General features: G+C 36.8%; 16 protein-coding genes and 1 pseudogene. 14 read left to right on the top strand and 3 right to left on the bottom strand.

Annotation, left to right across the window (positions count from 1 at the left end; translation table 11 throughout):
- Positions 1–2: 2 nt before the first annotated feature.
- Together GNP81_RS13295 and GNP81_RS13290 are read left to right on the top strand one after the other, a co-directional pair.
- Positions 3–1,916: a methyl-accepting chemotaxis protein gene (locus GNP81_RS13295; RefSeq protein ID WP_155673755.1), complete on the top strand. Its 1,914-nt coding sequence runs from the start codon at positions 3–5 to the stop codon at positions 1,914–1,916.
- A 79-nt stretch (positions 1,917–1,995) separates the two neighbouring features.
- Positions 1,996–2,196, top strand: coding sequence for a hypothetical protein (locus GNP81_RS13290; protein WP_005422950.1), 201 nt, complete (start codon positions 1,996–1,998; stop codon positions 2,194–2,196).
- Positions 2,197–2,294: 98 nt separating this feature from the next.
- Here the strand turns inward: GNP81_RS13290 and GNP81_RS13285 are convergent, their stop codons facing one another.
- Positions 2,295–2,999, bottom strand: a complete 705-nt coding sequence (locus GNP81_RS13285) for a DUF445 domain-containing protein (RefSeq protein ID WP_155673754.1) — start codon at positions 2,997–2,999, stop codon at positions 2,295–2,297.
- A gap of 144 nt (positions 3,000–3,143) precedes the next feature.
- Between GNP81_RS13285 and GNP81_RS13280 the strand changes: the two genes are divergently transcribed.
- The 3 genes from GNP81_RS13280 to GNP81_RS13270 are packed head-to-tail and all read left to right on the top strand — an operon-like array spanning position 3,144 to position 4,592.
- Positions 3,144–3,569 (top strand): hotdog fold thioesterase, encoded by a 426-nt coding sequence (locus tag GNP81_RS13280; protein WP_155672976.1) that lies wholly within the window; start codon positions 3,144–3,146, stop codon positions 3,567–3,569.
- 22 nt (positions 3,570–3,591) lie between these two features.
- The gene (locus GNP81_RS13275; protein ID WP_155672977.1) at positions 3,592–4,416 is read left to right on the top strand and encodes an HDOD domain-containing protein; all 825 of its coding nucleotides are present in this window, start codon (positions 3,592–3,594) and stop codon (positions 4,414–4,416) included.
- 2 nt (positions 4,417–4,418) lie between these two features.
- Positions 4,419–4,592 carry a hypothetical protein gene (locus GNP81_RS13270; RefSeq protein ID WP_155658698.1) on the top strand — a complete coding sequence of 58 codons (174 nt, stop codon included), beginning with the start codon at positions 4,419–4,421 and terminating at the stop codon, positions 4,590–4,592.
- 6 nt (positions 4,593–4,598) lie between these two features.
- Here the strand turns inward: GNP81_RS13270 and GNP81_RS13265 are convergent, their stop codons facing one another.
- Positions 4,599–5,582, bottom strand: coding sequence for an integron integrase (locus tag GNP81_RS13265; protein ID WP_155673753.1), 984 nt, complete (start codon positions 5,580–5,582; stop codon positions 4,599–4,601).
- A gap of 319 nt (positions 5,583–5,901) precedes the next feature.
- On the opposite strand from GNP81_RS13265, the gene GNP81_RS13260 reads away from it, so the two are divergent.
- The 9 genes and pseudogenes from GNP81_RS13260 to GNP81_RS13220 all read left to right on the top strand — a co-directional run bounded on the left by GNP81_RS13260 (position 5,902) and on the right by GNP81_RS13220 (position 14,831).
- Positions 5,902–6,513 carry a hypothetical protein gene (locus GNP81_RS13260; protein ID WP_017019246.1) on the top strand — a complete coding sequence of 204 codons (612 nt, stop codon included), beginning with the start codon at positions 5,902–5,904 and terminating at the stop codon, positions 6,511–6,513.
- Between the two features lie 141 nt (positions 6,514–6,654).
- A complete protein-coding gene (locus GNP81_RS13255; protein WP_155673752.1) occupies positions 6,655–7,155 on the top strand; it encodes a cold shock domain-containing protein in 501 nt (166 codons plus the stop codon).
- 240 nt (positions 7,156–7,395) lie between these two features.
- Positions 7,396–7,821, top strand: coding sequence for an N-acetyltransferase (locus GNP81_RS13250; RefSeq protein ID WP_155673750.1), 426 nt, complete (start codon positions 7,396–7,398; stop codon positions 7,819–7,821).
- 726 nt (positions 7,822–8,547) lie between these two features.
- A pseudogene (locus GNP81_RS13245) lies at positions 8,548–8,999 on the top strand (ASCH domain-containing protein).
- Positions 9,000–9,141: 142 nt separating this feature from the next.
- Positions 9,142–9,657: a ClbS/DfsB family four-helix bundle protein gene (locus GNP81_RS13240; RefSeq protein WP_155673749.1), complete on the top strand. Its 516-nt coding sequence runs from the start codon at positions 9,142–9,144 to the stop codon at positions 9,655–9,657.
- Positions 9,658–9,853: 196 nt separating this feature from the next.
- The gene (locus GNP81_RS13235) at positions 9,854–10,129 is read left to right on the top strand and encodes a hypothetical protein (protein WP_155673748.1); all 276 of its coding nucleotides are present in this window, start codon (positions 9,854–9,856) and stop codon (positions 10,127–10,129) included.
- A 158-nt stretch (positions 10,130–10,287) separates the two neighbouring features.
- Complete coding sequence (locus tag GNP81_RS13230) at positions 10,288–11,040, top strand: Abi-alpha family protein (RefSeq protein WP_155673747.1); 753 nt, start codon at positions 10,288–10,290, stop codon at positions 11,038–11,040.
- Positions 11,041–11,758: 718 nt separating this feature from the next.
- On the top strand, positions 11,759–12,319 hold the full coding sequence (locus tag GNP81_RS13225) for a hypothetical protein (RefSeq protein ID WP_063656868.1): 561 nt from the start codon (positions 11,759–11,761) through the stop codon (positions 12,317–12,319).
- Positions 12,320–14,177: 1,858 nt separating this feature from the next.
- On the top strand, positions 14,178–14,831 hold the full coding sequence (locus GNP81_RS13220; protein WP_155673746.1) for a hypothetical protein: 654 nt from the start codon (positions 14,178–14,180) through the stop codon (positions 14,829–14,831).
- Between the two features lie 170 nt (positions 14,832–15,001).
- On the opposite strand, the gene GNP81_RS13215 is transcribed toward GNP81_RS13220, so the two are convergent.
- Complete coding sequence (locus GNP81_RS13215) at positions 15,002–15,340, bottom strand: hypothetical protein (protein WP_155673744.1); 339 nt, start codon at positions 15,338–15,340, stop codon at positions 15,002–15,004.
- Between the last annotated feature and the right edge of the window lie 305 nt (positions 15,341–15,645).

Here is a 15,645-nt window from a genome sequence, read left to right as displayed (position 1 = left end):
TTATGATTAATCTAACAATAAAACAGAAACTCGTTGCCGGTATCGTTATCGCTATCATTGCTTCAACTTCTCTTGTGGGTATTGTTGCCCAAAAAAAAGCGTACGAAACTTTAGATGAAAGGCTAACCACGCTTGAGCTTCCTACCATTCTCGACCGAATTGGTGGAGAAGTAGATAAAGAGGTGGCTGTACTTTCTGCTGCTGCTGAGCAAATGTCTAATAACCCTTTCATTATCGATGCTATTTCTGATCCTTACATCTCTCCTGAAGACCAAGATGTTCTTATTGGTCAATTAAATAAACTAAAACAACAACATAATCTAAATGATGCATCTGTTGCTAACCGTCAAACAGCAAACTATTGGAATCAGGATGGTTTTTTACGTCAACTAAACAAACAACAAGACGCTTGGTTTTTTGGGTTCACACAAAGTGGCCCTGAGCGTATGTTGAATGTATTTACCGAACAAAACGGTGAAGTAAAACTGTTTGTTAATTTCCAACAGCTAAATGGCGTTTCAATGGCTGGTTTATCTAAATCATTAGATGATATGGTTGCTTTGTTAAATGGATTTAGAATTGAACAAACGGGTTTTGTTTATTTAATGGATGGTGACGGTAATATCAAAATCCATAAAAACAAAGCGATTATGGGCAAGCAAACCATTAAGGATGTGGTTGGCTCTGCTGAAGCATCGGTATTACTGACAAAGAAAAACTTCAATCTAAGTCGCATGGAAAAAGGTGGCCAAGAGATCTTTATCGCTTCGCATTACATTCCTTCAATGGAGTGGTTTATTGTTGCTGAAGTGCCGGTTTCTGAAGTGTTTGAAAGTTTGCATGCCTCTACTCAAGATATCATTATGTGGATTGTGGTGATTATTGCGGTATTTGTCTCTTTAGCGATTTGGGGCGCAGGCTCAATTACTAATAAACTGAACGAGCTTGCACATCGCTTTAAAGAACTAGGTGAGGGGGAAGGTGACTTAACGCATCGTATCGAAGTGAAAGGTAATGATGAAATCACGGAACTTTCAAAAGGCTTTAATAGTTTTGTCGAGAAAATTCACAATACGGTTTCTGAAGTGGTTGAAACCGGTCATGTATTACACACTACGGCTGAGAACGTAGCATTAAAAGCAACATCAACACGTGATAACAGTGAAATGCAGCGTGACCAAACGCTTCAAGTAGTAACGGCTATTAACCAAATGGGCAGTACGATTAACGAAATTGCATCCAATGCGGCGAATGCAGCACAATCAGCAAGTAAAGCGGAAGCAAGCACTCAAGATGGTCGTCAAACTGTGATTGATTCTCGTGATGCAATTACCCAACTTGAAGGTGATTTAGTTCAAGTGAGCCATGTGGTGGAGCAATTAGCGGGTACAACACAAGATATTGGCTCTATCCTTGACGTTATTCGTGGTATTTCAGAGCAAACCAACTTACTTGCGCTAAACGCAGCCATTGAAGCTGCTCGTGCTGGTGATCATGGTCGTGGTTTTGCTGTGGTTGCAGATGAAGTTCGTCAACTAGCAAGTCGTACATCAGAATCGACGGATGAAATCCAGAAGATGATTGATCAACTGCAAAACGAAGCGAAAAATGCGGTGGATGCGATGGAAGCAAGTCACAGTGTAACGGCTCGTGGTGTTGAATCAGCAGATAGTGCAACACAAGTGTTAGCGGGTATTGCAAAAAGTATCACAGATATTTCTGATATGAATACGCAAGTGGCAACGGCAACAGAAGAGCAATCTACTGTGGTTTATACGATTAACCAAAATATCGAAGAAATTAATGGTATTAATGAGTTAACCACCGCTACAGCACAAGAACTTGCGGATTCAAGTCAACAATTGAACGCACTTTCACAACGATTAGATCAATTAGTTGGTGCTTTTAAAGTCTAACAGACGGCTTTAGGTTTACCTTTTGAGGGGTTCTCTTGTAGAATCCCCCTAATTGTTTTTATGAATTGAGAAAATAATCATGAGTGATTTTGAAAAAGAACTTCAAGAAATGGTTCAACAAGAAGCGGATAAACCAGAAGAAGCGTTGCCATCAATTGAAGAGCAAAAAGCCATTGTTGCTGAGCTAAAACGTCTTGAAGAAGCGGGTGAGTTAACACCAGAAGTACTTGAAGCACACTTTGGTAAATTCAGTGCTGACGATAGCGCGCCAATCCATTAATTTGAGATTGAATCCATAAAAAATGCCAGCGAATTGATGCTGGCATTTTTGTATCTAAGGCATTGGTTTTAAAAATTGGTATCTGAGATATTTATGGATTAAATTAGAGTGGAAAGCATTCCGATAGCACCACCGAAAATACCACCCCAAACCACTAGCCATCCTAGGTGATTTTTGATCATATCCTGAACCATCTCTTTCACCATCTTAGGAGTTAATTCATTTAGGCGTTGGTCAATAATATCCTCAATCGTCGATTGAATGTCTTCCATCATTTCTGGCGCTTCAAGCTCTTCTTTTAGTGCTTGTTTAAATTGCTCTTGCTGGCTGATCTCAGTAATTGATGCCTTCATTTTTTCAATAAACGGTTCACGCATTGGGTCAATGGCTTCTTGACCACCAAACATCGCAAGCATGCCACCAAATTGAGAGTTCATGATCACTTCAACCAAAGAATCAAAGGCTGGTGAAAGATCGATTTTATCAATAACAGGCTTTAGATTAATGTTCGTAGCAGAGCTCATTTCATTTGATAAAAACTTATCTACGTTCGCTTTGGTGAAAAACTGATCCATCATTAAACGTTTAATGCTGGCTTTAAACTCTTCAAAACGTGCAGGAATGACACCTGAACCATAAAGACCTGGAACCTTTTCAAACAACATATGAATAGCTAGCCAGTTTGTTAACGCACCAGAGAAAGCGAATAGGCCAATATAATAGAGTGTGTTTTGTTGCGTGTAATAACCAACACCTAACAAGATTAACGAAATCAAGTTAGTAATCATGCTTTTATTTAACATAGTTATCCTACATGAGTTAAACCAAATATTTTTGTGAAGTTTATCAGTTAGTAAAAGCGTTCAACAAGCGAAAATATGTTTTTCAACGTACAGGTTGGGTGTAAACTGTCGATATATATATTAACGATTACATTAGGAGTGAAAATGAGTATTTGGAAACGTGAGATGGATTTAACTGTCTTAAACACGACGTCTCGTAATACCTTAATGGAAGCGTTAAGCATTGAATATTGTGCATATGATGATAATTCGATTACTGCATCTATGCCTGTGACATCGACGGTTCATCAACCATTAGGCATGTTGCATGGTGGGGCATCAGTTGCATTAGCTGAGTCTGTTGCTTCTATTGCGGCAAATTGGTGTGTTGATGAATCAAAATATTGTGTTGGTTTAGAGATAAATGCCAACCATATTAGAGCTGTACGTGAAGGAACTGTTTTCGCCACGGCCAAGCCTTTACATTTAGGTGCAACTACCCAAGTTTGGGTGATTGATATTAAAGATCAACGAGACCGCTTAGTCTGCACAAGCCGCTTTACTGTGGCTGTGATGAAAAAGAAAAAGTAGCGACTTGTTGTGGAGAAAGAATATGGAACAAAATGAAATTTTAAGTCATGCTCACGAGTTACCAAAAATTCCGAAAGTGATCCGTGAAATGATGGAATTGGTAAATGATCCTGACGTTGAGTTGCAAGATTTATCAAAAACAATTTCACTTGAGCAAGTGGTGAGTGGTCGTGTATTACGTTTGGCTAACTCTGCGCATTTCTCGCGTGGTAAAAGCGTATCATCTGTTAATCAAGCTGTTGTACGTTTAGGTCTTGAACCGCTTAAGACTCTTATTATTGCTTCTTCACTTGTAAGTGCTTTTCCTTATGTTGAAGTGATTGATCTAGAAAGCTTTTGGCAAGAAACTTTTGAAGTTGCTGTATTAAGCAAAGCCATTGGTGAAAGTTGCTCAGTTAACCCTAATGATGCTTTTACGGCGGGTATGCTTCATAACATCGGTGATTTAATGATCTATACTGTTATGGCAGATAAAGTTCCTGAGATCTTTGAGAAAATGGAAGCAGGCGACTCTAAAGTTAATGCGCAACGTTCAACAATCAATACAGATAGTGCTGTTTTAGGTGCTAAATTGGCTGAAAGTTGGAGTTTTTCTAAAGAGTTAGTTTTTGCTATTTCTGAACAATACGAGCCAAAAGTTGATAACATTTATTCTCCACTGGCAGCGACAGTGCGTTTGGCGAATGCGATTAATCGTGAATGGGATAAACTTGAAACACGTGATGCTAAAAAAGTATGGCTTTCTGAGCAGATCGAAGTAGATATTTTATTTGTGAATGAGAATGTGATTGAGCACATTGATGAAGTAAGAGGTTCGGGTGTCGAAATGGCTCGATTAGTTGTGTAATCATGCAAAAAGAGTGGATGTTATCGGCACTGATTGGTGCTTTTTGCGCGATTGTTTCTTATTTAACTCCGGGCTTTGTTGTTAGTAAGTTTTTTGTTGTTGTTGCAGTTTTCTTTTTGGCGAAAGCGATTAGAGCCATTTTCTATTCGCTAAAGCATCGCCAATATGAAATGTAGTCAACATTAGTCAAAATCTAATGGGCTTTTTGTTCCAGAGAAATGTAAGCCTATTACGTGAGTGTAAATTTGGGTCGTTTTGATATCAGAATGACCCAATAATTCTTGTATTGTCCTCAGATCTCCACCTCGCTCTAAAATTCGTGTCGCAAAACTATGTCTAAATGTGTGACTGCTGGCTTTTTTATCTATCTCGAGTTTTTTAATCGCATTGGTTACTTGCTTTTGAACGCTTCTATCTAACATGTGATGTCGACGACGTTGTCCAGAACGTGGATCTTTGCTGATCTGTTTCGAAGGAAACAAATATTGCCAACCATAACTTTTCGCTCTGTGAGGATATTTTTTTGCAATGGCATTAGGTAGATAGACTTCGTCATCCCCATTTATTGCATCCATTTTATGCTGTTGTTTTACAAACGCGAGTTGCGTTTTCAGCTCTGGAATGATGCTTTCGGGCAGTACGGTGGTTCTATCTTTATTACCTTTACCATTTCTTATGGTGATGGTTTTATGGATAAGATCGATATCATCTACTCTTAACCTTAATGCTTCGTTTATTCGTAAGCCGCTTCCGTACATAAGTTGTGCAATTAGTTTCGTGGGGTGGTCAAGTTCATTTATAACGGAGATGGCTTCACTGTGTGTAAAAACTGTAGGGAGTTTAGTTGCTTTTTTCGAACGTTTAAATTCAAGGTTAGCGACTGATTGTTGAAGGTATTCACGACATAAAAATATGAGTGCGTTTAAAGCGGTTTTTTGTGTATTTGGTGATACGTTCTGTTTTACGACTAAGTGCTCAAGGTAGGCTGGTATATCAAAGGCATTAATTTCGTCTTTTGATGTGTAGTTGTTATGACGAATGAAACAACTTATCCAATAAATGTATTGTTTCTCTGTATTATAGGCTAGTGCACGTGTTCGAATGAAAATTCGAAGTTGGTCGGTAAAGCGTTGTGAATCTGGTTTTAGATCTAATGGGATATCCATGTTGCTTTGTATGTGGTGGTTAATGGTGTATTGAGTGTAAGTCACTTCACTAGAGTTTCAATTTGGGTTCGTATATTTGAAGGTTAGATTAAATTTTGATGGAATTGTCTATTTAATCAGTTACATGTATGCAAGGCTAAAAGTGAGATATACGAACCAATTACGTATAATTCTTTTGAAGTTTCAGTGGTTTTAGGTGCTAGGTTATTGGTTTTGAAATAGAATATTGAATTTATACGTACAGAAATATATTCAGTAGAGATTACGAATGTGGTGGGTATAATTAAATGTTATGTTTTTATAGGACTCTATAATAAAGATGGATATTTCAACAATAATTAAGAGTATTGCAGCTATTGCGACCTTGGTTGGTGCAGGAAAAGCGTACTATGATTTAATAGCAGGTAAGAGTGTCCGATTACGTGATGATTATCGTTTTTCTAGAGAGTTTTTAAGTGATATTCAAAAGGGAGAGCTTCACCCTTACTCCATTGAAAAAGGTTATCAGGCATTAGCTAATTCCACAGTTGTATCTACTAGTGAGGTTGAATATATCCTTACCCTAGAAGACCCAGTTAAATGCTTAAGAGATTATGTATTGGCACATCACTACTTAGAGAAGATAAATGTTGATGGTAATCATAAAATTTCATTTAAACAAAAATACGTAAGTAAATGGTCTAGGTTGTGGAGAAAAATATTACATATAGTACTTTATGGTACATTCGCTTTCTTAGCATTCACACCGTTAATTTTTGGCAAAATGTTAGGTCTTCAATTAAGCCAAGTTATAATTGCACAGTGTATAGCATTCCCATGTTTTGGTATGTATGCATGGTTTTCGTTAAAGTCGTTTGCTCGTATTTTTAGAGGCGAAAATATTGTATTTAATCAGTCTAAGCAAACTCACAAAATTATAGTCAAAACATAACAAATGCATCAACACGATTTGCTACATTCGGCGTTGTCGGTTTGCCTTTAGTTTCAGTGATTAAGGCAGTAAAATTTAGCTAAGTCTGTATCGTAGCAAACGTGTTATGCAGGCGTTATATTGCCAGTGAAAAGGAAAGGTATGAAAGGTAAAATCATAAAATGGGTTGATGATCGTGGTTTTGGGTTTATTCAAAGTGACAATGGGTCAGGTGATATATTCGCTCACATCTCTCAATTTAAAAAAGGTTACCGTCGGCCACAAGTTGGTGATGAGGTAGCATTTTTAATTGAATATAAAAATGATAAAACGAATGCTAAATCTATTTCACTAATCGGTGTTCAACCATCTAAATCTAGAAGCTCTTTCGTAACAAAAATTTTAGTGTTAGCTGTTATCACAATCGGCATACTTGGCTATCAATTTTTGTCAAAAAGTAACGTATCTAAAAACGACTCAGCACCTTTACTTATTACAACGCCTGCATATGAAAATATGGGTTTTAGCTGTGATGGAAAAACTTACTGTAGCGAAATGAGGTCATGTGACGAAGCTAAGTTCTACATTGCTAATTGTCCAAATACAAAAATGGATGGAGATGGCGATGGTGTACCTTGTGAAAGTCAGCACTGTAATTTTTAGTAGGCAATATAACAAATGCATCAACACGATTTGCTACATTCGGCATTCTAGATTTCTTTGGGTTTACCGTATTAAGTGGTAAATTTAGGCTTAATCTGCATGGTAACAAACGTGTTATGCAGGCGTTATGTGTTTCCGATGGAAATATAGGCTTATTTTGTCGTAAATCTTCAATACGTTGATTGCTCAATAGAAAATAATGTAGGTTTATTATCAATTAAACAAAAGGTTAAGAGTGAAATGATACGACAATATACTCCGCAAGATATCAATGCAGTTTTAGATATTTGGCTTAACTCCTCAATTAAAGCGCATGATTTCGTATCTGCTGAATTTTGGGTATCGCAAGTTGATAATATGCGTGATATTTACATTCCTGCATCTAAAACTTATGTGGCCGAGGTAGACTCAAAAGTTGTTGGATTCTATTCTTTGTATGAAAATATGTTAGCTGCAATTTTTGTATCACCAGAGTATCAAGGTAAGGGGATTGGTAAGCAGTTAATTTCCCATGCCAAAGGGCAATGCCCAATGCTTACTCTAAATGTATATTCTGAGAATGTGGCAAGCTATCAATTTTATTTATCTCAAGGTTTTGCTGTAATCAGTGAGCAAGTGTGCGAGCATACAGGACATATGGAATATACAATGAGTTCAAACACATAACAAATGCATCAACACGATTTGCTACACTCGGCGTTGTCAGTTTGCCTTTAGTTTCAGTGATTAAGGCGTTAAAATTCAGTTAAGTCTGCATCGTAGCAAACGTGTTATGCAGGCGTTACACGAACTCTAAGATCGCAGTTTTTTGGCTCAGTTCAGCGATTGAGCCATTAGTTTTTTAGGTGTGAAAGTAGGGTGGATTTCCTTTTTCTTTGTTTCCTTTTAATATTCGTGTTATCAGGTTCGGCAATTGACCATTATTGCCAAAAATTCATGGGTTTCAGAAACCAATTTAGGCTTCAATTATTCATGGTTTTGCCTCATCTCGGTCAGCATCAGTGTTTTACTCGCAGCATTTTTAATCCCAATTGTGGCAAGGATATTTGGTTTATCAACTCCAATCTTGCTGAAACCAAATCGTACAAATGGTGTAAGAAAAAGGGATTGTTTCATCTCGCAGTTTTTGCCGTTGAAGTGATATTTTGCTCGCTAAATTGAGCCAGTCTAATTAAACTCAGTTTACAGTAAATCTTGGTAAATCAATTCTTTACCAAGTTAATGGAAGCGTTGACAAAGATCGTGTAACAAATGCATCAACACGATTTGCTACACTCGGCGTTGTCAGTTTGCCTTTAATTTCAGTGATTAGGCGTTAAAATTCAGCTAGGTCTGCATAGTAGCAAACGTGTTATGCAGGCGTTATATTGCGAAAATAGTTAAGAGGATTTCATGGAAGAACAGTCTCAAATCTACTTGAATAAGTATCTCAGCTCACTATCTGAAACTGAGCGTAAAAAGTATCAATCATTCGGTTCAGACTATTTCTATGCTGATGAGCATAATGCAAATCTATGTGCTGAATTAATCCGAATTGGTCAAAAGACTGCAACTTGTAGTTTAAATGTTTGGTATGAATCTGGTGAAGAACCAATGCCAACCGTTGGTCACTTACAAGTGGTCGTTGATTGGAATGGGAAACCAATTTGTATCATTGAAATTGATTCAGTTGAAACGTGTAAATATAGCGACGTTACGGCTGAGTTCGCTCATGCAGAAGGCGAGGGTGACCGTTCATTAAAATGGTGGCGTGAAGCTCATTGGCGTTCCTTTCAGAGTTAAATATTAAGCCTAGTGAGGACATGGTTCTTGTATTGGAACGATTTCATGTTGTTTATCAATAGGCAATATAACAAATTCATTAACACGATTTGCTACATTCGGCATTCTAGGTTTCTTTTGGTTTGCCGTATTAAGTGGTAAATTTGGGCTTAATCTGCATGGTAGCAAACGTGTTATGCAGGCGTTATGTGAATGGAGTCTAAAATGTCCTCAGTCCCAAAAAATAAAGATGAGTTAGTTGATGCGATTAGCTCTATTTCATCTAAATTATTAATTGATTATCAATCTATTCCATCGGAGTTATCTCGCGATTTGGAAATTGAAGGGAACGTAAAAAATACAAAAGTTAGTGTTTGCGATACTCTTTCGTATTTAATAGGTTGGGGTAAGCTTGTTCTTAAATGGTATCAGCTAAAATCAGATGGAAAGCCTGTAGATTTCCCTGAAACCGGTTATAAATGGAATCAACTAGGTGAATTAGCTAAAAGCTTCCAAGCTCATTATAAAGACTGGGATTTCGTTGATTTACAGCTTGAGTTTAAATCGACAACTAAAGAAATTTTAGATTTAATTAATAGCCTTGATAATTATGCTTTATATGAAATCCTGTGGTATGAGCAATGGCCGTTAGGACGAATGATCCAATTTAATACGTCGTCACCAATGAAAAATATGAGAACAAAAGTAAGACGTTTTAAAAAGGCTCATGGGATCAATTAGGCAATTCACATAACAAAGCAATCAACACGATTTATTACATTCGGCGTTGTAGGTATGTCTTTGGTTTAGGTGTTTAAGACAGTAAAATTCAGCTAAGTCGTCATAGCAATAAACGTGTTATTGCGGCGTTATATGCATTATTTATATAATTAAATTATGCTATTATTTACGAAAATTATTATATTGTTGATTTGAAATGAAAACAGAAATTATCTATGCGGCACGTCCTAAGAGTAATGTCATTAATATTAGGCCAAATTCTCAATCTCAAAGACTTAAACTTGAAGCAATTATGGTAAATATAGCAACCTCAATGAATATTAATGTAATCTATGTCCATAATGCGCCAGTTAACCGTTCATGGAATTATGTATATAGTTTACAAGAATTTGGTGATTATCAAACAGCAACTAACTTTATATTAGAGCTAACTGAAATGTTATTATTAAATCTTAACCTAGAAAAGAAATAATTAATATCATCGCATTGCATATAACAAATGCATCAACACGATTTACTACACTCGGCATCTCAGTTTGCCGGGTGTTTCTCGTTTTAAGGCGTCAATATTAAGTATAATTGCATAGTAGTAAACGTGTTATGCAGGCGTTAAACCGTCGGGAGGTATAAATGAGTAATAATGATGAAATAAGTATTGGTTCTGAAGGTATAAGACTAAAAGGTGAAATTGTAGAAGATTTACGTAAGCCAATGAGGAGGGCTGCATCTACAGCAGATAGCATACTTCGATTATTTGATAATGTTATAGGCTTGCCAGTAGATGCTATAAGTAGTTTTCTTGAACCATTTAGAGAGCAATATAAAGAAGGGTATAAAAAAATTCCTCATAATAGAAGAATAGAACCAAGCTTTAGAATTGGCTGTTCGATATTAAAAAATGTTGCATATTCTGCAGAAGAACCAGAAATCCAGCGCTTATTTGCTCAATTATTAATATCTTCCAGTGATTCAGATCTAGCTGATAAAGTTCATCCCGGTTATGCATCTGTTATTAATGAACTTACAACATTGGATGCAAAAGTACTTAAAGGGTTTATTTCGAAAAATGAAAATACGTATGCGATTGATGAGGCAGCATATGTTCAAAGATCATTATCAAATTTACTTCGACTTGGGTTACTCACTTGGAAACAAAGAGATCATAACCAGAAAGAACTTGAACGATTCGTTGGTAAAAGACACTATTCGGCGCCAAAAAGAATTGAGGATACAAATAGAGTCGTTGTTGATTTAATCAATGATGTCCAAAAATTAAAAAATAATATAATTCAGGACAACGTAGCGTTTAATAAAAGGCAAGAATTGTCATTAACTAGTTTTGGTCAAGATTTCTTGTCTGTAGCCTTAAACAGTACGGTTTAACAAATGCATCAACACGATTTACTACATTCGGCATTCTAGGTTTCTTTGGGTCTACCGTGTTTAGTGGTAAATTTAAGCTTAATCTGCATAGTAGCAAACGTGTTATGCAGGCGTTGTGCGTACTGAGTCCGAAATTTTTTGCACGGTTCATCAAAAGGATCGCGGCTTTCGTAGTTTCGGCTTAGTAAGCGTGAATTTCTTCTTTGTTTCCTTTTGGTTTTCGTATCATCAAGTTCGGCAAATTAGCCATTATTTCCATAAGTTCAGGCGTTTCAGCGGCTATTTTACGCTTCAATTGTTCTTTGGTTATGCCTCATTTTAGTTTGTATCAGTGTTTTGTTCGCAGCATTTTCAATCCCAATTGTGGTTAGGATATTTGGTTTATTAGTTCCAAACCTGCTGAAACCAAGCCGTTCAAATGGTGTAAAAAATGTATCTGTTTTCCATTTACTTCATCTCGAAATTTAAGAACATTTTGTTCGCTTAATTGCTATCGGTAAATTAGAATCAGAGCTTAGAAAATCTTGGCAGGGCAGTTCTTTACCAAGCTAGCCAAGCCGAAAGTAAGCACGCACAACAATCGCATCAACACGATTTATTACACTCGGCATTCTGGGTTTGCCTTGGGTTTTGTGATTAAAGTAGTTAAATTCAGGTTGGTTTGCATAGTAATAAACGTGTTATGCCAGCGTTAGGCATCAAATTAATGGAGTGTAATATGAGTGAATGGGATTTTTTACATGATATGCGTAATGAAGGATATAGTGCAGACCAAATAGCAGATGCTGCAGCTTGTGGGTATAACGTATATGAAATCGACCTTGAAGATTACGGTTATTCGAATGATGAATGGGAAGCAATTGGTCATACTTGTCTAAATGTGGACTCTACTGAAGTTAACTCTGAGTTGGTAGAAATTTTTGAGAATTTAGTTGGTAGTGCAAAATCATTCTACAAATTAACAAATCGTTATTTGCAAATTTGGGGAGAGTTAGGGGAGTTATTTGCTGAAATCGAGTATGGTATAAAGCGACATAAACCACATACTAAGGGTTCAGATGGTAGACTTGGTAATGATTTTATTGAAATAAAAACAATCTCTCCTGAAAAAAATAAAGAACAAGTAAAAGTTAAACGTGCAGGAAATTTTAATAAACTTTTAATTGTAAAGATATCCGAAGATTTCACTTTTGAATCCCAATTAATTGCTCGAAAAGATTTACCTAAAGGTGAAGGAAAGCATGCGACGGCATCATGGTCAAATAATGATAGTCATTAGAAATTAAATGCCTAACAAATGCATCAACACGATTTATTACACTCGGCGTTCTGGGTTTGTCTTTAGTTTTGTGATTAGTGCGGTTAAATTCAGGTTGGTTTGCATGGTAATAAACGTGTTATGCAAGCGTTACACGAACTAAAGATTGCAGTTTTTTGGCTCAGTTCAGCGATTGAGCCGTTAGTTTTTTAGACGTGAAAGTAGGGTGGATTTCCTTTTTCTTTGCTGCCTTTGGTGTTCGTTTCATCAGGTTCGGCAATTAACCATTATTGCCAAAAGTTCATGGATTTCAGAAACCAATTTACGCTTCAATTGTTCATGGTTTTGCCTCATTTTATCCTGAATCAGTGTTTTCCTCGTAGCATTCTCAATTCCAATTGTGGCGAGGATATTTGGTTTATTAGCTCCAAACTTGCTGAAACCAAGTCGTACAAATGGTGTAAGAAAAAGGATTGTTTCGTTTCACAGTTATTGCTGTTGAAGTGATATTTTGCTCGCTTAATTGAGCGAGTCTAATTAAACTCAGTTTACAGTAAATCTCGGTAAATCAGTTCTTTACCAATTAAAGCGAAGCGTTGACAAAGATCGTGTAACAAAGCAATCAACACGATGCTAATTACACTCGGCGTTTGTGGTTTGAAGTATAATTGGTTTGGAAAGTAAGGCGTTCGCACGTGTTATTGCGGCGTTGTGTGTACTGAGTCCGAAATTTTTTGCACGGTTCGTCAATAGAATCGAGGCTTTCGTAGTTTCGGCTTAGTAAGTGTAAATTTCTTCTTTGTTGCCTTTTGGTTTTTGTATCATCAGGTTCGGCAAATTAACCCTTATTTTCCTAAGTTCAGGCGTTTCAGAGGCTAATTTACGCTTCAATTGTTCTTTGGTTATGCCTCATTTTAGTCTGTATCAGTGTTTTTCTCGTAGCATTTTCAATCCCAGTTGTGGCAAGGATAATTGGTTTATCAGTTCCAAACTTGTTTAAACCAAACCGTTCAAATGGTGTAAAAAATGTATCTGTTTTCCATTCACTTTATCTCGCAATTTAAGAACATTTTGTTCGCTTAATTGGCATTGGTAAATTAAAATCAGGGCATAAAAAAATCTTGGCAGGGCAGTTCTTTACCAAGCTAGCCAAGCCGAAAGTAAGTACGCACAACAATCGCATCAACACGATGCTTATAACATTCGGCGTTTTTGGTTTGAAGTGTAATTGGTTTGGAAAGTTGGTCGTCAGCACGTGTTATGCAAGCGTTGTGCGTACTGAGTCCGAAATTTTTTGCACGGTTCGTCAATAGAATCGAGGCTTTTTTAGTTTCGGCTTAGTAAGCGTTCCTTTCTTCTTTATTGCCTTTTGGTTTCCGTATTATCAGGTTCGGCAAATTAGCCCTTATTTTCCTAAGTTCAGGCGTTTCAGCGGCTATTTTACGCTTCAATTGTTCTTTGGTTATGCCTCATTTTAGTTTGCACCAGTGTTTTGCTCGCAGCATTTCCAATCCCAATTGTGGTTAGGATATTTGGTTTATTAGTTCCAAACTAGCTGAAACCAAGCCGTTCAAATGGTGTAAAAAATGTATCTGTTTTCCATTTACTTTATCTCGCAATTTAAGAACATTTTGTTCGCTTAATTGCCATCGGTAAATTAGAATCAAGGCTTAGAAAATCTTGGCAGGGCAGTTCTTTGCCAAGTTGACCAAGCCGAAAGTAAGCACGCACAACAATCGCATCAACACGATTTATTACACTCGGCGTTCTGGGTTTGCCTTGGGTTTTGTGATTAAGGCGGTTAATTCAGGTTGATTGGCATAGTAATAAACGTGTTATGCCAGCGTTATGTTTTTCAATTGGAGTAAAGAGTAAAATTATGAGTTCATCTAAGTACTTAGCGGCTATATTGTTAGCCCCTGTTATTCCTTTTTTGTTCTACTTTTCTCATCATGAAGTGAGTTTCTCAGAGAAACAAGTCGACTGGGGAGCCTTTGGTAGCTATATGGGAGGCGTTGTAGGTCCAATAGTTGCTGCAATCACGTTATTATTTCTTATTGATTCTTACCAACGTAGCAGTAAGCAAGGTGCGTTACAAACATTTATACAATCTTTAACTGCTCACGTTGAGTATGCAACCAACTATAAAACTCAATACTCTAGTTCATACACTGGTCACAAATACTTAAATTGGTTATGGGATGTAGTCGCAGACTCCTCAGAGCAGAATTTGATTGAGCGAATCGAAAAAAACTATGGTGAAATTCAGCCGTTAGTTAACAACATTAAACTGATTATAAGTGTAATTGAACAGGATTCATCGTTTAATGATTTAGAGAAAAAATATTATATTCAGCACGTTTATTCAAGACTAAGCTCTGTTGAAATGAAATTATTTTTAGCTTCATCATTGGTGGACGCAGAGTCAAAAAGAATACTGAAAAATTATGATAGCCTTGCTGGACTGGTTGTCAGTAGACCAAAAACAGAAGACTGGTTAATTAACAAGTTCGATATACATATAAAAACATAACAATCGCATCAACACGATTTGCTACATTCGGCATTCTAGGTTTCTTTGAGTTTACCGTATTAAGTGGTAAATTCAGCTTAGTTTGCATAGTAGCAAACGTGTTATGCAGGCGTTATATTTTTATTTGAATTAAGAGGCATCAACATTAAGTCATTGCCTCAAATTAGTTATCAGTTACCTATGACACCATAGCAAACTGGTTGCCTTCCTCCAGGCTTACTCCAAGCACTTCTTTCGCCGCATTGATTACCGTTTTTATCATAGTCATTTGGGCAATCACAATTAGGGTCTTCATAGCTGTAGCCAGACGAACTAGATGAGCTGTTTGAACCCTCAGCAGCGGCTACCGCGACTAAGACGATACCGGCGGCTAAAACAACGTCGCCACAAATAGCTAATGTACATTTTAGTGTGCCGTAATCTTCATTTAAGCTATCATCATCACAGTAATGTGGTGATATACAAGCAGAGAGTAAGGGTAAAGTTAACAAAAATAATATAATACGCATTGAGTTTTACGCTGAAAATTGGGATGCGGAGGGTATCGCAGAGGGTCTAGCTAGTATAGTGAAAGGTAATAGAATTTATAAAAATAGTCATTAAATAAGAAAGTAATTTCTTTCAATTTATGAATGTATATTGCTTGTTATACGAATATTTTAATTTACAGATATAAATATAACAAATGCATCAACACGATTTGCTACACTCGGCGTTGTCAGTTTGCCTTTAGTTTCAGTGGTTAAGGCGTTAAAATTCAGCTAAGTCTGCATAGTAGCAAACGTGTTATGCAGGCGTTATGTCAAAGGAGGTA

The organism is Aliivibrio fischeri, assembly GCF_009727955.1.
GTDB classification, from domain to species: domain Bacteria; phylum Pseudomonadota; class Gammaproteobacteria; order Enterobacterales; family Vibrionaceae; genus Aliivibrio; species Aliivibrio fischeri_A.
This window is presented reverse-complemented; position numbering and strand designations above follow the sequence as displayed.